We start from the raw sequence: 19,636 nt of genomic DNA on the forward strand, positions 1-19,636 counted from the left end.
GCGCAGAACATGAACCGAATCATTGCGCTCGTCGTCGCAATCGTGATCGTTGCCTTCGCGGCATCGTCGACAGTCCTTACCGTCGATCCGCGCCATGCGGCCGTGCTGTCGGGGCGCGATGGCGCGCAACCCGAGCTGGCAGGCCCGGGCATCCATTTCAAATTGCCGCCGCCGCTGCAGACGGCCACGCTGATCGACACGCGCCTGCAATCGCTCGAGTCGTCGGATCCGCTGCAACTGGCAACGGAAGACAAGCATGACCTGCTCGTCGCTTACGCGGTGAAGTACCGGATCAGCGATCCGATGAAGTATTTCACGACGACGGGCGGCGACCCGTCGGCGGCCGGCGACCGTCTCGCCGGCGCGCTGAAGAGCGCACTCGGTGACGCGTTCGGCAAGCGCGCGCTCGACGACGCGCTCGGCGGCCAGCGTGCGATCGCCGATGCGGCGCGCGACGAAGTGAAGGCGAAGGTGTCCGGCTTCGGCGTCGACGTGGTCGACGTCCAGTTGACGCGCGTCGACTTGCCGGCCGCTCAGACCGACGCCGTCTATCAGCGGATGATCGGCGCGCTGCGCGATCAGGCGGCGCAGGTGCGTGCGCAAGGCGCGGCCGACGTCGAGCAGATCAAGGCGGACGCCGAACGCGAACAGCAGGCCGTGCTCGCGAACGCGTACAAGTCCGCGCAGACGATCAAGGGCGAGGGCGACGCGAAGGCCGCGACGATTGCCGCCGATGCGTTCGGCCGCGACCCGCAGTTCTATCAGTTCTACGCGAGCCTGCAGGCGTACCGGAACACGTTCAAGCGCAACGACATCATCGTCGTCGATCCCGACAGCGAGTTCTTCCGCTTCATGCGCAGCCCGACGGGCGGTGCCGCACCAGCGGCGCCTGCTCCCCGCAAACATTGACCTTGGGGCGCCGCGTCGAGCGGCGCCGTCGCTCGCATGGACCTGGCTGGCTCGTTGTTGCTTGCAGTAGCGCTGATGCTGATCATCGAGGGGGCGTTCCCCTTCGTGTTTCCCGTTACCTGGCGCGACACGTTTCGTAGAATAGCTGAGCGGCCGCCGCATCATATCCGGATCGGCGGGCTGATCGTGATGGTGCTCGGGCTCATATTGCTGCTGCTCGCGACCTGATCCGGACGGCGCATCCGCCGTTTGTCCCGCCCGAATTCAGAATTTCCGATTCACATCGCGGCGCGCGTGTCGCGCGCTGTTTCCCGTCGTAGGACCGTACCGATGTCGACCTGGTTACTTCCCGAGAATATCGCCGACGTACTGCCGTCGGAAGCGCGCAAGATCGAGGAGCTGCGCCGCAGGCTGCTCGACCGCTTCCGTTCGTATGGCTACGAAATGGTGATGCCGCCGCTGCTCGAGTATCTCGAGTCGCTGCTGACGAGCGGCGGCGCCGACCTGCGCCTGCGCACCTTCAAGCTGGTCGACCAGTTGTCGGGCCGTACGCTCGGCCTGCGCGCGGACATCACGCCGCAGGTCGCGCGGATCGACGCGCACCTGTTGAACCGCCAGGGCGTGACGCGCCTGTGCTATGCGGGCCACGTGATGCATACGCGTCCGCGCGGCCTGCACGCGACGCGCGAGCAGATCCAGATCGGCGCCGAAATCTACGGGCACGCCGGGCTGGAAGCTGATCTCGAGATCCAGCAACTGATGCTCGACGCGCTGCATCTCGCGGGCCTGTCGCGCATCCGCCTCGACCTCGGCCATGCGGGCGTACTCGCGGCGCTGCTGGCGCGCGACGCGCAGGCTGCCGAGCGCGGCGAGTCGCTGTACGACGCGCTGTCGGGCAAGGATGTGCCGCTGCTGAACGAGCTCACCGACGATCTCGGCGCCGACACGCGCGCCGCGCTGCGCGCGTTGCCGCATCTCTACGGTGACGCGAGCGTGCTCGCCGAGGCGCGCGCACGCTTGCCGGTGCTGCCCGAAATCACGCGAGCGCTCGACGATCTGGCGCAACTGGCGGCGCAGGCGAAGGGTGCCGAGGTGGCGATCGATCTCGGCGACCTGCGTGGCTATGCGTATCACAGCGGTGCGATGTTCAGCGCCTACATCGACGGCGTGCCGAACGCGATTGCGCGGGGCGGCCGCTACGACCATGTCGGCCAGGCGTATGGCCGTGCCCGTCCGGCTACGGGCTTCTCGCTCGACCTGCGCGAACTCGCGCGGATTTCGCCGGTCGAGGCGCGCGGCACTGCGATTCTCGCGCCGTGGGCGCAGGACGACGCGCTGAGCGCGGCCGTGGCGGCGCTGCGCGATGCGGGCGAGGTCGTGATCCAGGCGCTGCCGGGCCACGATCATGTGCTCGACGAGTTCGCCTGCGACCGTTCGCTCGTCGAGCGCAACGGCGCATGGGTGGTCGAACCCCGATAAACAGACGTTCGCGGGACGTGCTTCGGCGTGCATATCGTTGAAGCGAAACGGAAAAATTCGGAATCGCCCGCGAACATAGGTAGAATACGTTTTTAACCAGCTAACGAATCAACATGTCTGCCAGCGCAGTGAACGTGACTCCCGGGCGCAATGTCGTCGTCGTGGGAACGCAATGGGGTGATGAAGGCAAGGGCAAGATCGTCGACTGGCTGACGGACCACGCTCAGGGCGTCGTGCGTTTCCAGGGCGGTCACAACGCCGGCCACACCCTCATCATCGGCGGCAAGAAAACGATCTTGCGCCTCATTCCGTCGGGCATCATGCGTGAAGGCGTCGCCTGCTACATCGGCAACGGCGTCGTCCTGTCCCCCGAAGCACTGTTCAAGGAAATCGGCGAGCTGGAAGAAGCCGGCGTGAACGTACGCGACCGCCTGTTCATCTCCGAAGCCACGACGCTGATCCTGCCGTACCACATCGCGATCGACCAGGCGCGCGAAGCGCGCAAGGGCGCGGGCAAGATCGGCACGACGGGCCGCGGCATCGGCCCCGCGTACGAAGACAAGGTCGGCCGCCGCGCGCTGCGTGTGCAGGACCTGTTCGACGCGAAGACCTTCGCCGACCGCCTGCGCGAAAACCTCGATTTCCACAACTTCGTGCTGACCCAGTACCTGGGCGGCGCGGCCGTCGATTTCCAGGCCACGCTCGACACGATGCTCGGCTATGCCGACCGCCTGAAGCCGATGGTGGCGGACGTGTCGCGCCGCCTGTACGACGCGAACAATGCGGGCCAGAACCTGCTGTTCGAAGGCGCGCAAGGCACGCTGCTCGACATCGATCACGGCACCTATCCGTTCGTCACGTCGAGCAACTGCGTCGCAGGTGCGGCGTCGGCTGGCGCGGGCGTGGGTCCGCAGAAGCTCAACTACATCCTCGGTATCACGAAGGCCTACTGCACGCGCGTCGGCTCGGGCCCGTTCCCGAGCGAACTGTACGATGCGGACAATCCGCAGCGTCAGGATCAGGTCGGCGTCACGCTCGCCAACGTCGGCAAGGAATTCGGTTCGGTCACGGGCCGTCCGCGCCGCACGGGCTGGCTCGACGCAGCTGCGCTGCGCCGCTCGATCCAGATCAACGGCGTGTCGGGCCTGTGCATGACGAAGCTCGACGTGCTCGACGGCCTCGACGAAGTCAAGCTGTGCGTCGGCTACAAGATTGACGGCAAGGATGCGGACATCCTGCCGCGCGGCGCTGCCGATGTGGCCCGTTGCGAGCCTGTGTACGAAACGTTTGCCGGCTGGAAGGAAAGCACGGTCGGCATCAAGACGTGGGAAGCGCTGCCGGCAAACGCGCAGGCGTACCTGGCCCGCGTCCAGGAAGTGGCTGGCGTGCCGGTCGACATGGTGTCGACGGGGCCGGACCGCGACGAAACGATTCTGCTCCGCCATCCGTTCAAGGTGTAATTTTCAGATGACGCAGCAAATCACGATGACAGCGGCAGACTTGATGACCGATCCGCGCAACGACGACAAGAACCTGTGGGTAGGCTGGGACGAGTATCACCGTCTCATCGAGCTGCTCGCGCTGCAGGTGCATGCATCGGGTTGGAAGTTCGACCAGATCCTGTGCCTCGCGCGCGGCGGCCTGCGCGTCGGCGATCAACTGTCACGCATCTACGACGTGCCGCTCGCGATCCTCGCGACGAGTTCGTACCGCGAGGCGGCCGGCACGGAGCAGGGCGATCTCGACATCGCGCAGTACATCACGATGACGCGCGGCAACCTGGCGGGCAACGTGCTGCTGGTCGACGATCTCGTCGATTCGGGCGTGACGCTTGCGCGCGTGCAGGAGCACCTGAAGGAGCGCTATCCGTCGGTGACGGCCGTGCGCTCGGCCGTGCTCTGGTACAAGGGTTGCTCCAAGGTCAAGCCCGACTATCACACGCAGTTTCTGCCGACGAATCCGTGGATTCATCAGCCGTTCGAGGAGTGGGACACGGTTCGGCCGCACAACCTCGAGGCGTGGATCAAGCGCGGTCGCGCACAGCGCAACGGCTCGGGCGCGTAAGCGGCCGGCCAATCGAAGGAAAGCCTCATACGGCGCCGCTTGCGGCGCCGTTTTTCATTGGGGCGCCATGCGTGCCGGCGCCGCGCGTACCGTGGATCGGGTAGGCAGATGGCGCTGCCCCGGCTATGATTGGCAGCCCTGCCACAGCTCGCGCCAGATTGCATGCGCAGCGTGGATCACGTGGTTACAAGGCAACAGAGCAAGGCGGCGATTCACGGGGGCGCGAGTAGAATAGCGCTCGTTTTGTCCGACCCGGACCCGATTATTACGCTTTCTATGAACGACACGATCCACGCGACCGACGCAGCACACGCGCCGCATTCGACGCACCAACACTCGATGCGGGCGCTAGCGATAGCAGCCATCGGCGTCGTGTTCGGCGACATCGGCACCAGCCCGCTGTATTCGCTCAAGGAGGCGTTCAGCCCCGCACACGGCATTCCGCTCACCGAAGCATCGATTCTCGGCGTGATCTCGCTGCTGTTCTGGGCAATCATCCTGGTGGTCGGCATCAAGTACCTGTTGTTCGTGATGCGGGCGGACAACAACGGCGAAGGCGGCGTGCTCGCGCTGATGGCGCTGTCGTTGCGGCCGCTCGATTCGAAGACCCGCGTCGCGGGCGCGCTGATGGCGCTCGGGATATTCGGCGCGTGCATGTTCTACGGGGATGCGGTGATCACGCCGGCGATCTCGGTGATGTCGGCGGTCGAAGGTCTCGAAATCGCGACGCCGCACCTGTCCCATCTCGTGCTGCCGATCACGATCGCGATCCTGATCGCGCTGTTCTGGATCCAGCGTCATGGCACCGCGCTGGTCGGAAAGCTGTTCGGCCCGATCATGGTGCTGTGGTTCGTCGTGATCGCAGCGCTCGGCGTGTACCACATCGTGCGCGTGCCGGGCATCATGGCGGCCATCAACCCGTATTACGCGGCGTCGTTCATGGCCGACCACCTGCTGCAGGCGTACGTCGTGCTCGGCTCGGTCGTGCTGGTGCTGACCGGTGCGGAAGCGCTCTACGCGGATATGGGCCACTTCGGCGCGAAGCCGATCCGCATCGCGGCCTACGGGCTCGTGATGCCGTCGCTCGTGCTGAACTACTTCGGGCAGGGCGCGCTGCTGATCCAGAACCCGAAAGCGATCGAGAACCCGTTCTTCCTGCTGGCGCCCGAATGGGGGCTGTTGCCGCTCGTCGTGCTGTCGACGGTCGCGACCGTGATCGCGTCGCAGGCCGTGATCTCGGGGGCGTATTCGCTGACGTCGCAGGCGATCCAGCTCGGCTACGTGCCGCGCATGAAGGTGCTGCATACGTCCGATCTCGCGATCGGCCAGATCTACGTGCCGGTCGTGAACTGGCTGCTGCTGTTCGTGATCCTCTGCATCGTGGTCGGCTTCAAGAGCTCCGACAACCTCGCGGCCGCGTACGGCATCGCGGTGACGGCGACGATGGTGATCACGACCGTGCTCGCGGCCGTCGTGATGGTGAAGGTGTGGAACTGGAACCGCCTGCTGGTCGGCGCGATCATCGCGGTCTTCCTCATGGTCGATCTCGGCTTTTTCGGTGCGAACCTGCTGAAGGTTGCGCAGGGCGGCTGGCTGCCGCTCGGCATCGGCGCGTTGCTGTTCTTCCTGCTGATGACCTGGTACAAGGGGCGCCACATCGTGAAGGAGCGCACGGCGGCAGACGGTATTCCGCTCGAGCCGTTCCTGCAGGGATTGCTCGCGCATCCGCCGCATCGCGTGTCGGGCACCGCGATCTACCTGACCGGCAACGACAAGCTCGTGCCCGTCAGCCTGCTGCATAACCTGAAGCACAACAAGGTGCTGCACGAGCGGACCATTTTCCTGACGTTCGTCACACGCGACTTTCCTTACGTGCGCGATGACAAGCGCCTGAGCTCGCGCGATGCGGGCGGCGGGCTGTACATCGTGAAGGCCGAGTACGGTTTCAACGAGACGCCCGACGTGAAGGCTGTGCTCGAGGAGTTCGGCCGCACGCGCGACATGACGTTCGAGCTGATGGACACGTCGTTCTTCCTCGCACGCGAAACGGTCGTGCCGACGCATCTGCCCGGGATGTCGATCTGGCGCGAGCGGGTGTTCGCGTGGATGCATCAGAACGCCGCGAAGCCGACCGACTTCTTCTCGATCCCGGCGAACCGCGTGGTCGAGCTCGGGACGAAGATAGAGATCTGACCCCGGGGGCGGCGCGCGCCGTTCAGTCGCGCGCCGCCGAATCATCCGATCCGGCAATCAGGCCGCGATCGTCCGCATCGCCGGCCGCGAACGCAGCCGCATAGCGCTGCGTATCCCGCGCCACCCAATCCAGATAGCCGCGTATCCAGTATCGGCAGCCGTCGACGAGGCCGCGCACACGCGTGTCGGCGTGCCGTGCGAGTGCATCGGCGCAGATGACGAAGTCGGTGATCTCGGTGCGTACGCGCTCGGCCGTGTAGTCGACGCTTGCCTGCAGCGTATGGCCGCGCGACGCGTGGATCAGCACCATGTTCCTGAACTGCCCTGGCTGGCGCGCCTCGACGCCGACACTTTGGATATCGTTGCTCCAGCAGACGATATGGTTCGCGTGCCGGCACAGCGTCTGGATCTCCGGCCGATGAAACGTATCGGGCGGGACGGCGCCGGCATTGGCCGCGTCCGCCAGCGCGAGGCACGGATTCATCCCGCTCGTGTGACGCCGGATCGTTTCGTATTGCGGGATTGCGACGGGCTCGGCTCCCAGGTGGGCGAGGATCTGAAGCCCGGCGGTGGTGGCCCACAGGCGCATCCCTTGTGCGAAGCGCGCGAAATGTTCGGCCGACAGGCGTGCGCGCAGGCGCTGGCACAGATCCAGCCACGCTCGCTCGCCATAGACAGGCTGGGGGCCGGTACATTCGTAGTCGAGCACATCGATCATCGCGGTCAGATTGCGCAACGTATCAGGGCCGACCGGCGCCACACGATCGACGAACAGGTCGTCGACGAGAAAGAACCACACGAAATAATCGGCGAGCGCCTGCAGCAGGGAAGGATCGGCGTTCGGGTAGCAGCGCGCGGCGAGCCAGCCGTACCGGGTGCGCGCGACGCGTTCCCGGTAAGCATCGCTGACGAACATGCCATATGCGTCGGCCCATTCGAGCATGCGCGATTCGATTCGCTCGACGTGCGGTGAACAGGCGCCGGCCCACGGCACATCGAAAACGGGAATGTGCAATGCGGCCAGTTCGGTTTTCAGATGGTCTTCTGTCATGGTTTCCCGATCCATTTTTCGCGAATCCGTCCCGGTTCACCGGGCAGGCGACTACCGGATGCAATACGTCGCGAATCGATTGCAAACAGCGAGACTGAAAAACGGGAGGGCCGGAAAATGCATGGCGTGCGCGAGGGCTGCTGAGAACCTTGCCGCTGAGCGGAAAAATCGCTGCGTATTCCGGAAGCATCAAATTGCTGTCGTTCGCAGATTTATTTTATGTACCGCTTGTGAAGCGTCAAGAAAACGTTTCCCACAACGCGGATTGTTCAATTGGCCGATTAAACGCGGGTAAATGATGATGAAAACGCGCATAGTCTGTTTTCATCGCGAATATTGGAAATGTGTACGACGACTCAATAAAAATGCCCGCCGGAAGGCGGGCATTTTTGTATGTCGAGAAGACTTTCGCGGACTCAGCGTTTCAGCTTCGCGAACGCCGCGGCCATTGCGCCGGCCGGTTCCGGCTCGCGCGAACGCTGCGGGCGGGCGGCGCCGCGCCCTGCGTTGCCGCGATCCTGGCCGCCGCGCGACGACATGCCGGGCGCTGCCGCGTCGTCGTCGAGGCGCATGGTCAGCGCAATGCGCTGGCGCTTCACGTCGACGTCGAGCACCTTCACCTTGACGACCTGGCCGGCCTTCACGACTTCGTGCGGGTCCTTGATGAACTTCGTCGACATCGCGGATACGTGGACGAGGCCGTCCTGGTGGACGCCGATGTCCACGAATGCGCCGAACGCGGCGACGTTCGTCACGACGCCTTCGAGCGTCATGCCCGGCACGAGGTCCGAGACCTTCTCGACGCCTTCGCGGAACGTCGCGGTCTTGAATTCCGGGCGCGGATCGCGGCCCGGCTTCTCCAGTTCGGCAAGGATGTCGCGCACGGTCGGCAGGCCGAAACGTTCGTCGACGAATTCAGCGGGGGACAGGCCCGACAGCGCCTCGCGGTTGCCGAGCACGTCGTCGATACGCTTGTTGATCTTCGCGAGCATCCGCTCCACGACCGGATAGGCTTCCGGGTGCACCGACGAGCGGTCGAGCGGATTCTCGCCGCCGTTGATGCGCAGGAAGCCGGCGGCCTGCTCGAAGGTCTTGTCGCCGAGGCGCGGCACCTTGCGCAGGTGCTCGCGCGACGGGAACGGGCCGTTTGCATCGCGGTAGTCGACGATATTGCGCGCAAGCGTCGCGTTCAGGCCCGACACGCGGGCGAGCAGCGGGGCCGACGCGGTGTTCGCGTCAACGCCGACCGCGTTCACGCAGTCCTCGACGACCGCGTCGAGCGAGCGGGCGAGTTCGCGCTGGTTCACGTCGTGCTGGTACTGGCCGACGCCGATGGCCTTCGGCTCGATCTTCACGAGCTCGGCGAGCGGATCCTGCAGGCGGCGTGCAATCGATACGGCACCGCGCAGCGATACGTCGAGCTCCGGGAATTCCTTCGCGGCCAGCTCGGATGCCGAATAGACCGACGCGCCGGCTTCCGACACGACGATCTTCTGCAGGCGCAGCTCCGGGTGTTTCGCGACCAGTTCGCTCGCGAGTTTGTCGGTTTCACGCGACGCGGTGCCGTTGCCGATGCTGATCAGCTCGGCCTGCGTCTGCGCGGCGATGCGTGCGAGTTTTGCGATCGAGCCGTCCCAGTCGCGGCGGGGCTCGTGCGGGTAGATCGTGTCGGTCGCGAGCACCTTGCCGGTGCGGTCGACAACCGCGACCTTCACGCCCGTGCGCAGGCCGGGGTCGAGGCCGATCACGGCCTTCGGGCCGGCCGGCGCGGCCAGCAGCAGGTCGTTCAGGTTGCGTGCGAACACGCGGATCGCTTCGGTTTCGGCCGTTTCGCGCAGCTGCGTGAGCAGCTCGTTCTCGATATGCGGCTGCACCTTCACGCGCCAGCACCAGCGGCATACGTCGGACAGCCATTTGTCGGCCGGGCGGTTCTGGTTCGCGATGCCGAAATGGCGCGCGATCATCGCCTCGCCGGGATGCGGCACCTGCGCGTCGAGCTCTTCGCCGAGACCGAGCTTGACCGTCAGCACACCCGCGTTACGGCCGCGGAACAGCGCCAGGGCACGGTGCGACGGCACGGTCTTGATCGTTTCCGCGTAGTCGTAATAGTCGCGGAATTTCTCGCCTTCCTCGTTTTCCTTGCCTTCGACGACGGCCGACGACACGACGCCCTGGTTGTGCAGGTAGTCGCGTAGCTTGCCGAGCAGCTCGGCCGTCTCGCCGAACTGTTCGGACAGGATGTCGCGCGCGCCGTCGAGCGCGGCCTTCACGTCGGCGACGCCCTTGTCGGCGTCGACATACGCAGCCGCCTCGGCCTGCGGGTCGAGCAGCGGGTTCGCGAGCAGCGCCTGCGCGAGCGGCTCGAGGCCGGCTTCGCGGGCGATTTGCGCGCGCGTGCGGCGCTTCGGCTTGTACGGCAGATATAGGTCTTCGAGCACCTGCTTGCTGTCGGCCGCATCGATCGCGGCGCGCAGTTCGTCGGTCAGCTTGCCCTGTTCGTCGATGCTCGACAGGATCGCCGCGCGACGATCCTCGAGTTCGCGCAGATACAGGAGGCGTTCTTCGAGCTGGCGCAACTGCGTGTCGTCCAGGTTGCCGGTCACTTCCTTGCGGTACCGGGCAATGAACGGAACGGTCGAGCCTTCGTCGAGGAGTTGCACTGCCGCCGCGACCTGGCGCGGCTGGACGGACAGTTCGGTGGCGATGCGCTGTACGATCTTGAGTGCTACGGTTTCCGTCATGTCGTGGATGATGTGCCTGCTGAAATCGCGGCGCGGGCCGGCAGGCCCGAAGCGGCGGGCTGCGTGGCGGGCCCGACGGGCCAGATGCCGCGGGTGAGTGAAGCGGGGCATTTTGCCATAAATGGCGGAGCGTCCAGCCGGGGGTGATAGAATTTGACACATGTCCCGCAGCTTTCCTACGACGTTGCCAACTTCCCGAATTTCTCTCGTCGCGCTCGGCGCAGCGCTCGCCGCGGCTTTGTCTGCCGGGCCCTCCGGCGCGTTCGCGCAAGCTTCGGACGCAACCGCGCCGGCCGCCGCTGCCGCCGCGGCTGCGCCCGTGATGGCCACGGCCACACCGGATTTCGACGCCCGTCAAAAAGTGCTCAATCAACGCTCCGCAGAAAACGATTATCGTTATGCGGTGGCCGAGCACGATTGCTACAGCAAGTTCTTCGTCAATCACTGTCTCGGCAAGGCGCGTGAGCAGATGCGCGACGAGCGGGCGAGCATCCGCCAGGAGCAGCTCGCGCTCAACGACGAGCAGCGGGCGGTGCGCGCGCAGCAGCGTGACCAGCAGCAGGCGCTGAAGGCGGCGCAGAACGCGGCGGAGGCGCCGCAGCGCGAGGCGAACGATGCGGCAAACGCGGCTGCGTTCCGCGACAAGCAGGAGCAAAATGCACTGAAGCAGGCGCAGCGCGGCGCGGAAGGGCCGCAGCGCGCGGCGAGCAAGCAGGCATACGACCAGAAGCAGGCCGACTTCCAGCGCAAGCTCGACCAGGCGCACCAGCAGGCCGCGCAGAAGGCGCAGGAGCGGGCGGACAACGCCGCGCGCTACGAGCAGAAGCAGAAGGAAGCCGAGCAGCACAAGGCCGATGTCGAGCGGCGTCAGAAGGAAGCGGCCGAGAAGGCGCAGCAGAAGCAACAGCAGGGGCAGTAACGTGTTGGATTGATCGGGATCAGTCTCGGGCGCGCGGGCACGCCAGTCGGCGCGCTGCTTCGATGAGGAGGCAACTATGCAAAACCGTCACACGGAACAGCAGCAGGAATTGCACAACCGTTTGGCTGCATTGCAGGAGCAGCACCAGCAGCTCGCTCGGGAGATCGAGCTGAAGGAAGGGCACTCCGACATCGACGACATCACGCTGCACCGGCTGAAGAAGGAAAAGCTGGCGGCCAAGGACAAAATCATTTTGCTGCAATCGCAGCTGGAACCGGATAAGCGCGCCTGAGCGCGGCCTGGCAAGCGCCGGCGCCGCCCGGGCGCTGGACACAGGAACGCTTGCCTTGAATTCACCGCTTGAAGCCACCCCCGATGCCCGGCGCGACGTATCGTCCGCCGGGCGCGCTCGTGCGCCCGAAGGCACCTTTGAGCTGAGCCGCAAGCGCGTCGACGAACTCGACACGATCTTCGGCGAAGGCGGATTGCTGGCGCGCGCGCTCGACGGCTATCGGCCGCGTATGTCGCAGATCGAGATGGCGCGTGCCGTCGCGTCCGCGATGGAGGCGTCTGCCCGCCGGATGCCCGAACCCGAGATCTTCGAAACCCGCAAGCGGCCGGCGCGTCGCCTCGGCGACGGCGACAAGGCGGCCGAGCCGGGCGCGGACGCCGCCGCAACCGAGTCCGACAGCGATGCCGGCGACAACACGCTGATCGTCGAGGCCGGCACGGGTACCGGCAAGACCTATGCGTACCTCGTGCCCGCGATGCTGTGGGGCGGCAAGGTGATCGTGTCGACCGGCACGAAACACCTGCAGGACCAGCTGTTCCAGCGCGACATCCCGACCGTGCGCAACGCGCTGGCGGTGCCGGTGTCGGTCGCGATGCTGAAGGGCCGCGCAAACTACCTGTGCCACTACTACCTGCAACGCACGGCCGACAACGGCCGCTTGCCGTCGCGCCAGGATACGGCCTATCTGCAGGAAATCGTCCGTTTCGCGAAGATCACGAAGAGCGGCGACAAGGCCGAGCTCGCGAGCGTGCCGGAAACGGCGCCCGTCTGGTCGATGGTCACGTCGACGCGCGACAACTGCCTCGGCCAGGAATGCCCGCATTACAAGGATTGCTTCGTGATGCAGGCGCGGCGCGAGGCGCAGCAGGCCGACATCGTCGTCGTCAACCACCACCTGTTCTTCGCGGACATCATGCTGCGCGACACGGGGATGGCCGAGCTGCTGCCGAACGCGAACACGGTCATCTTCGACGAAGCGCACCAGTTGCCGGAAACGGCGACGCTGTTCTTCGGCGAGACGCTGTCGACGACGCAGATTCTCGAGCTCGCACGCGACACGGTGGCGGAAGGCCTGAGCCATGCACGCGACGCGGTCGAATGGGTGAAGCTCGGCGGTGATCTCGAGCGCGCGGCGCGCGACTTGCGCCTTGCGTTCGCGAACGACCAGATCGTCCGCATGTCGCTCGCCCAGCTCGGCGACGATCACCCGATGTTCGGCGCACTCGATGCGCTCGAGGCTGCGCTCGACGCGCTGGCATCGGCGCTTGCGAGCCAGGCCGAACGGGCGGAATCGCTCGGCGCGTGCCTGCGGCGAGCACGCGAGCTGCAGGACCTGCTGGCGGGCTGGGTCGCGCCTGGCGCGACGGAAGCGGCCGCGAAGGCCGATGCAGCGGCGGCCGGCGACAAGGCAGCATCCGACGGCGATCCGAACGAGAAGGTGCGCTGGGTCGAAGTGTTCGCGCATACCGTCCAGCTGCACGAAACGCCGCTGTCGGTCGCGCCGATCTTTGCCAAGCAGCGCGCGGGCGTGCCGCGTGCATGGGTGTTCACGTCGGCCACGCTGTCGGTGCGCGGCGATTTCACGCACTACGCGGCGCAAATGGGCCTCAGCTCGCGTCGCTCGATGACGCTCGCGAGCCCGTTCGACTACCAGTCGCAAGGGCTGCTGTACGTGCCGCGCAACCTGCCGCAACCGTCTTCGCCGGCCTTTACCGACGCCGTCTTCGACGCCGCGCTGCCGGCGATCGAGGCGTCCGGCGGCGGCGTGTTCATGCTGTGCACGACGCTGCGCGCGGTCGACCGGATCGCGTCGAAGCTGCGCGACGTGATCGAGTCGCGCGGCTGGAACACGCCACTGCTCGTGCAGGGCGATGCGAGCCGCACCGAACTGCTCGACCGTTTCCGTGCGTATGGCAACGCGATCCTGGTCGGCAGCCAGAGTTTCTGGGAAGGCGTCGACGTGCGCGGCGACGCGCTGTCGCTCGTCGTGATCGACAAGCTGCCGTTTGCGCCGCCGGACGATCCGGTGCTGGCCGCGCGGCTCGACGCGCTGACGAAGAAGGGGCTGAGCCCGTTCGCCGTGCACCAGTTGCCGCAGGCCGTGATCACGCTGAAGCAGGGGGCGGGCCGGCTGATTCGCGCGGAGACGGATCGCGGCGTGCTGATGATCTGCGACACGCGGCTCGTCGACAAGCCCTACGGTCGCCGGATCTGGCAGAGCCTGCCGCCGTTCAAGCGCACCCGCGAGATCGCGGTTGTCCAGGACTTCTTCGACGAGCACCGGTCGGAAAAACGCATGTGACGGCATGCGCGGCACGCGCACCGGTGCCGCTGGAACGCGGCGTCAACAAAAAACCCGGCTCGATGGCCGGGTTTTTTGTTCGTGCAGCGGGCGCTGCGTCGCAGCGCGCTTCAGAACTGCCACCACGACTTCTTCGCGCCGGGGCGCGAGTGGCCCGTGACGTACGGGCTGTCGGGGAACGTGCCGGCGAGTACTCGCTTCGTGTCCTCGGCAAGTTGCGGCTGGTTCAGCTTGCCGTACGACAGGACCATGATGTGCAGCGCGTCCTCGATCGCCGGGGCGCCTTTGTAGTCCTTGATCGCGAGCTGCGCACGGTTGATGGCCGCGACGTAGGCGCCACGACGGTAGTAGTAGTCGGCCGCGTGCACTTCGTGCGATGCGAGCGCGTTGACGATGTAACGCATCCGCGCGGCGGCGTCGGGCGCGTACTTGCTCTTCGGGAAGCGGTCGACGACGACCTTGAACGCATCGTACGATTCGCGCAGTGCCTGCGGATCGCGCTCGCTCATGTCCTGGCCGGAGAAGCGGCCGAACAGGCCGAGATCGTCGTTGAAGTGGATCATCCCTTTCAGGTAGTACGCGTACGGGATATCCGGATGATCGGGGTGGAGCTGGATGAAGCGATCGACGGCCTGGTCGGCGGCGGCCGCTTCGTTATCCTTCCAGTTGCAGTATGCAACGTTGATCTGTGCCTGTTGCGCGAAATGGCCGAACGGATCGCGACCTTGCAGCGATTCGAAATATTTCGCGCACTTGCCCCAGTCGCCGCCGGACAGTGCGTCCTGGGCCTCTGAGTATAATTTGTTGTTCGACCAGGTAGCCGTCTCGTCCTGCTTCTGCGGCAAGCCGTGGCAGCCGGCGATGAGGGCCGCGGCCGCTACCGCCGTAGCCCGGGCGGCGACGGTTCTGGCCGTGCGTTTGGTCGAATTCATCATGCTCGCATGTCCTAGCTTCAAGTCTCGGTGACCCAGTCTAAATGACCCGTTCAAGTTCGCAGAATGCCCAGCCGGGCACACCAAATCGCGAAGATTATAGCCCAAGCGATCGGCCCGCCGATGCTGCCTCGGGGGATTCCCTCGATGACGATCTGACCGGCGACGCAATACAACCGCCCGTCGTGCCGTCCGCGGCGGCCGATGACGCGCCGCGCATCGTCGAAGTGCCGACGTCGCTCGCGGGTGAACGCCTTGACAAGGCGCTCGCCCAACTGTTCCCCGAATTCTCGCGCAGCCGCCTGCAGAGCTGGATCGAGGCGCAGCGCGTGCTCGTCGACGGCGCGCCGGCGAAGATCCGCCAGCCGGTGCCGCTCGGCGCGAAGATCGCGCTCGTACCCGACCTGCTCCCCGAGCAGCTGGCCTTTACGCCGGAGCCGGTGCCGCTCGACGTGATCTACGAGGACGACGCCCTCGTCGTCATCAACAAGCCGGCCGGCCTCGTCGTGCATCCGGCCGCCGGCAACTGGAGCGGCACGATCCTCAACGGGCTGCTGCATCGCTATGGCGATGCGGCGGCCGGCCTGCCGCGCGCAGGGATCGTCCACCGGCTCGACAAGGAAACGTCGGGGCTGATGGTGGTGGCGCGCACGCTCGCCGCGCAGACGGACCTCGTGCGCCAGTTGCAGGCTCGCACGGTGAAGCGCCGCTATTTCGCGCTCGTGTGGGGCACGATGCCCGAGGAGGGCACGATCGACGCGCCGATCGGCCGCGATCCGCGCGAACGCACGCGCATGGCCGTCGTCACGGGTGCCTCGGGCAAGCCCGCGCGCACGCATTTCCGCACGGTTGACACATGCCTGTGGCAACGTCAGCCGGTTTCGGCGATCCAGTGCGACCTTGAGACCGGCCGCACGCACCAGATCCGCGTGCACTGCGCGCACGTCGGGCATCCGCTGCTCGGCGATCCCGTGTACGGCCGTGCGCGCGGCAAGCGCTCGGTCACGCCGCTGCCGGACGGGTTCGCGCGACAGGCGCTGCATGCATGGCGGCTCGGTCTCGTGCATCCGGTCACGGGCAAGGCGATGCAATGGCGTTGCCCGCTGCCGGACGACATGAACGCACTCGTTGCGGCGCTCGGTTTCGGGCAGGGCGACGAGGAATTCGACGACGATGACGGTGTCTACGACGATGACGATTTCGGCGGCGAGTATCACGATGACGAGCCGTACCTGGACGATGAGGAGGAGTGAGTGCCGATGACGAACCTGGCGCCGTTGACGTGGCGGGACTGCGTACAGCCCGACTGGCAGGTATCGCCGCGCGTGCGCGCGCTGATCACGACGCGTGACGGCGGGGTGAGCGAAGGCCCATACGGGCGCTGGCGGGGCGGAGAGGTGCTGCCGGGCGGAATGAATCTCGGCCTGCATACCGGCGACGACCCGGCCCATGTCGCCGGGAATCGCGCGCGCTTGCTGGCGCTGGCGGGCCAGTCGAGTGCTGCGTGGCTCGAGCAGGTTCACGGCGCGCAGATCGTGCGGGCGGACGAGGTGATCGCGGCGGCGCCTGCGGCCACGGCACCGGTGCAGGCCGACGCGAGCGTCACCGACCGGACGGGTGCCGTCTGCGTGGTGATGGTCGCGGATTGCCTGCCCGTGCTGCTGTGCGACACGCAGGGCCGCGCAGTCGGCGCCGCACATGCGGGCTGGCGCGGGCTGGCGGCCGGCATCGTCGAGCAGACTGCGGCGCGCGTCGCGGCACTCGCGGGCGGTGCGACGGACGCGCTTCATGCTTACCTCGGGCCGGCGATCGGCCCGCGGGCGTTCGAAGTCGGCGCCGACGTCCGTGACGCGTTTCTCGACACGGCCCCGCAGTCGGAGCATGATGAAACCCGGCTTGCGTTCGTCGCGATCGATGGCGCGCCGGGCAAGTTTCTTGCCGATCTCTATGGGCTCGCACGCCTGCGTCTCGCACGTGCGGGCGTTGCGCACGTGAGCGGCGGGACGGCCTGTACGGTCACCGAACAGGATCGTTTTTATTCGTACCGGCGCGATCGCGTGACGGGCCGGATGGCGGCGGCGATCTGGCTGGCGGATTGACGGAATGCGTATGCGCGTGGGGTTTGCCGCGTCGCAAAATCGGGTTATCTCGATATTTTTGCGGTCATGCCACGCAGCATCCGCGAATGAATGAAAAATCGCGAAGTCAAGTCAATCGGAATGTTTTATGTTTCGCCGGAACCCTTGTCCCGTCTGTTGCGCGAGGATTATCTCCGTACGGAAATGTTCAGCGGTTTGACATGGCGCTTCACATGGGGAAAACGATAATGATAAAAATACCGCACTGCGGCAGAATCTGGAGACGCCTCTCCAGAGCATGACGGCCCGGCTCGCAGCCGGCATGCCGCGCGCGAGCAGGATTTCACGATAGACGCTCACGAATCACCGGTAAGGCAGGTAATGACAGCATCGAAAAAATCGTCGACGTCCGCTCAGGCGGGCACTTCCCCGGGCAGCATTGGTTTCGATCCGGCCGCCCAGCCGATGCAGCAGATGTTCGAGTCATGGTTGAATGCATGGCGCGGTTTTGCAGATCCGGCACGCGCCGCGACTGCGTCGGCCACCATGAATCCGTTCGCGACATTCCAGTTTCCGACATCGTTTCCGTTCCGGATGCCGTCGATGCCCGATTTCGGCGCGATGGCGTCGCCGTTCGCCGGGTTGAAGCTGCCGGCCGCCGCGATTCCGCCCGAGCGGCTGCAGGCGCTGCAGGCCGACTACGCGCGCGATTGCATGGCGCTGATGCAGCAGGCCGCCGCGGCGAAGCTCGAGTCTCCCGAACTGAAGGACCGCCGTTTCAGCGGCGATGCGTGGAAGGCGTCGCCGGCGCATGCGTTCGCGGCGGCCTGGTATCTGCTCAACGCGCGCTATCTGCAGGAACTGGCCGACGCGCTTCAGGCCGATCCGAAGACACGCGAGCGCATTCGTTTCACGGTCCAGCAATGGACGGCCGCAGCCGCGCCGAGCAACTTCCTCGCCCTCAATCCCGATGCACAGAAATCGATCCTCGAAACGCAGGGCGAAAGCCTGCGGCAGGGGATGATGAACCTGCTCGGCGACATGCAGCGCGGCAAGATTTCGCAGACCGACGAATCGCAGTTCGTGGTCGGCAAGAACCTCGGGTGTACTGAAGGTGCGGTCGTCTACGAGAACGACCTGATCCAACTGATCCAGTACACGCCGAAGACGGACAAGGTGTTCGAGCGGCCGCTGCTGATCGTGCCGCCTTGCATCAACAAGTTCTACATCCTCGACCTGCAGCCCGAGAATTCGCTCGTCGCGCACGCGCTGTCGAACGGCCATCAGGTGTTCCTCGTGTCGTGGCGCAACGCGGACGCATCGGTCGCGCACAAGACGTGGGACGACTACATGAACGAAGGGCTGCTCGCGGCGATCGACGCCGTGCAGCAGATCAGCGGCCGCGAGCAGATCAACACGCTCGGCTTCTGCGTCGGCGGCACGATGCTCGCGACCGCGCTCGCGGTGCTCGCCGCGCGCGGCGAACATCCGGCCGCGTCGATGACGCTGCTCACCGCGATGCTCGACTTCACCGACACCGGCATTCTCGACGTGTTCGTCGACGAGGCGCACGTGCAGATGCGCGAGCAGACCATCGGCGGCAAGAACGGCGCGCAGCCGGGGCTGATGCGCGGCGTCGAATTCGCGAACACGTTCTCGTTCCTGCGGCCGAACGACCTCGTGTGGAACTACGTCGTCGACAACTACTTGAAGGGCCGCACGCCGGCGCCGTTCGACCTGCTGTACTGGAACAGCGATTCGACGAGCCTGCCGGGCCCGATGTACGCGTGGTACCTGCGCAATACCTATCTCGAGAACAAGCTGCGCGAGCCGGGTGCGCTGACCGTGTGCGGGGAATCGGTCGACCTGACGCTGATCGACGTGCCGACCTTCATCTACGGCTCGCGCGAGGATCACATCGTGCCGTGGCAGACGGCCTATGCATCCACGTCGATCCTGTCGGGCCCGCTGAAGTTCGTGCTCGGCGCGTCGGGGCACATCGCGGGCGTGATCAATCCGCCGGCGAAGAAGAAGCGCAGCTACTGGGTCAACGACAGCGACCTGCCCGAATCGGCGGACGACTGGTTCGCCGGTGCGACCGAGCAGCCGGGAAGCTGGTGGACGACCTGGGTCGAATGGCTCGATCAGTACGGCGGCCGCAAGGTGGAGCCGCCCGCGCAGCCCGGTACCGCGCAGTTCCCGGTGATCGAGCCGGCGCCGGGGCGTTACGTGTTGCAGCGCGATTGACGAAAACCGGACAGCGGAGCACGCTGTCCGGTGCACCGCAGTTTTTTTAACAGGGCCGGTAGCGATGCGCCGTGTCGTGCGGGCCTGGAGGAAAGGGAAATGACGGACGTAGTGATCGTATCGGCCGCGCGGACCGCGGTCGGCAAATTCGGCGGTTCGCTTGCGAAGATTGCGGCGCCGGAGCTGGGCGCGACGGTGATCCGCGCGGTGCTGGAGCGTGCGGGCGTGAAGCCCGATCAGGTCAGCGAAGTGATCATGGGCCAGGTGCTGACGGCCGGTTCGGGGCAGAACCCGGCGCGGCAGTCGCTGATCAAGGCCGGGTTGCCTACGGCGGTGCCGGGGATGACGATCAACAAGGTGTGCGGCTCGGGCCTGAAGGCCGTGATGCTGGCGGCGAACGCGATCGTCGCGGGCGACGCGGAGATCGTG

At 66.0% G+C, this 19,636-nt stretch carries 15 protein-coding genes and 1 pseudogene; 13 read left to right on the forward strand and 3 right to left on the reverse strand.

What is annotated here, in order from left to right; genetic code table 11:
- The first annotated feature begins 9 nt into the window (after positions 1-9).
- The 6 genes from HWX39_RS20575 (at position 10) to HWX39_RS20600 (ending at position 6,645) form a co-directional block, all read left to right on the forward strand.
- Positions 10-909, forward strand: a complete 900-nt coding sequence (locus tag HWX39_RS20575) for a protease modulator HflC (protein ID WP_175969731.1) — start codon at positions 10-12, stop codon at positions 907-909.
- Between the two features lie 36 nt (positions 910-945).
- Complete coding sequence (locus HWX39_RS20580; protein WP_175969732.1) at positions 946-1,137, forward strand: DUF2065 domain-containing protein; 192 nt, start codon at positions 946-948, stop codon at positions 1,135-1,137.
- A gap of 102 nt (positions 1,138-1,239) precedes the next feature.
- Positions 1,240-2,388 (forward strand): ATP phosphoribosyltransferase regulatory subunit, encoded by a 1,149-nt coding sequence (locus HWX39_RS20585; RefSeq protein ID WP_089440226.1) that lies wholly within the window; start codon positions 1,240-1,242, stop codon positions 2,386-2,388.
- Between the two features lie 113 nt (positions 2,389-2,501).
- The gene (locus HWX39_RS20590) at positions 2,502-3,848 is read left to right on the forward strand and encodes an adenylosuccinate synthase (protein ID WP_175956029.1); all 1,347 of its coding nucleotides are present in this window, start codon (positions 2,502-2,504) and stop codon (positions 3,846-3,848) included.
- Between the two features lie 7 nt (positions 3,849-3,855).
- Positions 3,856-4,452 carry a phosphoribosyltransferase gene (locus HWX39_RS20595; protein WP_175969733.1) on the forward strand — a complete coding sequence of 199 codons (597 nt, stop codon included), beginning with the start codon at positions 3,856-3,858 and terminating at the stop codon, positions 4,450-4,452.
- Positions 4,453-4,728: 276 nt separating this feature from the next.
- The gene (locus HWX39_RS20600) at positions 4,729-6,645 is read left to right on the forward strand and encodes a potassium transporter Kup (RefSeq protein WP_175969734.1); all 1,917 of its coding nucleotides are present in this window, start codon (positions 4,729-4,731) and stop codon (positions 6,643-6,645) included.
- A 22-nt stretch (positions 6,646-6,667) separates the two neighbouring features.
- Here HWX39_RS20600 and HWX39_RS20605 read toward each other — a convergent pair whose 3' ends face one another.
- Both HWX39_RS20605 and HWX39_RS20610 read right to left on the reverse strand, forming a co-directional pair.
- Complete coding sequence (locus HWX39_RS20605) at positions 6,668-7,696, reverse strand: sesquiterpene cyclase (RefSeq protein ID WP_175969735.1); 1,029 nt, start codon at positions 7,694-7,696, stop codon at positions 6,668-6,670.
- Positions 7,697-8,112: 416 nt separating this feature from the next.
- Positions 8,113-10,437, reverse strand: a complete 2,325-nt coding sequence (locus tag HWX39_RS20610) for a Tex family protein (protein ID WP_175969736.1) — start codon at positions 10,435-10,437, stop codon at positions 8,113-8,115.
- Positions 10,438-10,597: 160 nt separating this feature from the next.
- Between HWX39_RS20610 and HWX39_RS20615 the strand changes: the two genes are divergently transcribed.
- The 3 genes from HWX39_RS20615 (at position 10,598) to HWX39_RS20625 (ending at position 13,950) form a co-directional block, all read left to right on the forward strand.
- Positions 10,598-11,356: a hypothetical protein gene (locus HWX39_RS20615; RefSeq protein ID WP_175969737.1), complete on the forward strand. Its 759-nt coding sequence runs from the start codon at positions 10,598-10,600 to the stop codon at positions 11,354-11,356.
- A 76-nt stretch (positions 11,357-11,432) separates the two neighbouring features.
- Positions 11,433-11,648, forward strand: a complete 216-nt coding sequence (locus tag HWX39_RS20620) for a YdcH family protein (protein ID WP_006478692.1) — start codon at positions 11,433-11,435, stop codon at positions 11,646-11,648.
- A 55-nt stretch (positions 11,649-11,703) separates the two neighbouring features.
- Positions 11,704-13,950, forward strand: coding sequence for an ATP-dependent DNA helicase (locus HWX39_RS20625; protein ID WP_175969738.1), 2,247 nt, complete (start codon positions 11,704-11,706; stop codon positions 13,948-13,950).
- A gap of 110 nt (positions 13,951-14,060) precedes the next feature.
- Here HWX39_RS20625 and HWX39_RS20630 read toward each other — a convergent pair whose 3' ends face one another.
- Positions 14,061-14,885: an outer membrane protein assembly factor BamD gene (locus HWX39_RS20630; protein ID WP_175969739.1), complete on the reverse strand. Its 825-nt coding sequence runs from the start codon at positions 14,883-14,885 to the stop codon at positions 14,061-14,063.
- A 41-nt stretch (positions 14,886-14,926) separates the two neighbouring features.
- Between HWX39_RS20630 and HWX39_RS20635 the strand changes: the two genes are divergently transcribed.
- The 4 genes and pseudogenes from HWX39_RS20635 to HWX39_RS20650 form a co-directional block, all read left to right on the forward strand.
- Positions 14,927-16,135: an RluA family pseudouridine synthase gene (locus HWX39_RS20635; protein WP_175969740.1), complete on the forward strand. Its 1,209-nt coding sequence runs from the start codon at positions 14,927-14,929 to the stop codon at positions 16,133-16,135.
- A 6-nt stretch (positions 16,136-16,141) separates the two neighbouring features.
- Entirely contained in the window at positions 16,142-16,981 is an 840-nt protein-coding gene (gene pgeF, locus HWX39_RS20640; protein WP_175969741.1) for a peptidoglycan editing factor PgeF, read from the forward strand.
- Between the two features lie 360 nt (positions 16,982-17,341).
- Positions 17,342-19,207: a class I poly(R)-hydroxyalkanoic acid synthase gene (gene phaC, locus HWX39_RS20645; RefSeq protein ID WP_175969742.1), complete on the forward strand. Its 1,866-nt coding sequence runs from the start codon at positions 17,342-17,344 to the stop codon at positions 19,205-19,207.
- Between the two features lie 99 nt (positions 19,208-19,306).
- Positions 19,307-19,636 (forward strand): annotated as a pseudogene (locus HWX39_RS20650) (acetyl-CoA C-acetyltransferase); the annotation flags it as partial.

It is taken from the genome of Burkholderia sp. BCC0322, assembly GCF_902833045.1.
In the GTDB taxonomy this organism is placed as follows: domain Bacteria; phylum Pseudomonadota; class Gammaproteobacteria; order Burkholderiales; family Burkholderiaceae; genus Burkholderia.

Excerpts from the sequence above, each read along its gene's own strand:
- HWX39_RS20575 (WP_175969731.1), top strand. The coding sequence starts at position 10 with ATGAACCGAATCATTGCGCTCGTCGTCGCAATCGTGATCGTTGCCTTC.
- HWX39_RS20580 (WP_175969732.1), top strand. The coding sequence starts at position 946 with ATGGACCTGGCTGGCTCGTTGTTGCTTGCAGTAGCGCTGATGCTGATC.
- HWX39_RS20585 (WP_089440226.1), top strand. The coding sequence starts at position 1,240 with ATGTCGACCTGGTTACTTCCCGAGAATATCGCCGACGTACTGCCGTCG.
- HWX39_RS20590 (WP_175956029.1), top strand. The coding sequence starts at position 2,502 with ATGTCTGCCAGCGCAGTGAACGTGACTCCCGGGCGCAATGTCGTCGTC.
- HWX39_RS20595 (WP_175969733.1), top strand. The coding sequence starts at position 3,856 with ATGACGCAGCAAATCACGATGACAGCGGCAGACTTGATGACCGATCCG.
- HWX39_RS20600 (WP_175969734.1), top strand. The coding sequence starts at position 4,729 with ATGAACGACACGATCCACGCGACCGACGCAGCACACGCGCCGCATTCG.
- HWX39_RS20605 (WP_175969735.1), bottom strand. The coding sequence starts at position 7,696 with ATGACAGAAGACCATCTGAAAACCGAACTGGCCGCATTGCACATTCCC.
- HWX39_RS20610 (WP_175969736.1), bottom strand. The coding sequence starts at position 10,437 with ATGACGGAAACCGTAGCACTCAAGATCGTACAGCGCATCGCCACCGAA.
- HWX39_RS20615 (WP_175969737.1), top strand. The coding sequence starts at position 10,598 with ATGTCCCGCAGCTTTCCTACGACGTTGCCAACTTCCCGAATTTCTCTC.
- HWX39_RS20620 (WP_006478692.1), top strand. The coding sequence starts at position 11,433 with ATGCAAAACCGTCACACGGAACAGCAGCAGGAATTGCACAACCGTTTG.
- HWX39_RS20630 (WP_175969739.1), bottom strand. The coding sequence starts at position 14,885 with ATGATGAATTCGACCAAACGCACGGCCAGAACCGTCGCCGCCCGGGCT.
- HWX39_RS20635 (WP_175969740.1), top strand. The coding sequence starts at position 14,927 with ATGACCCGTTCAAGTTCGCAGAATGCCCAGCCGGGCACACCAAATCGC.
- pgeF (WP_175969741.1), top strand. The coding sequence starts at position 16,142 with ATGACGAACCTGGCGCCGTTGACGTGGCGGGACTGCGTACAGCCCGAC.
- phaC (WP_175969742.1), top strand. The coding sequence starts at position 17,342 with ATGACAGCATCGAAAAAATCGTCGACGTCCGCTCAGGCGGGCACTTCC.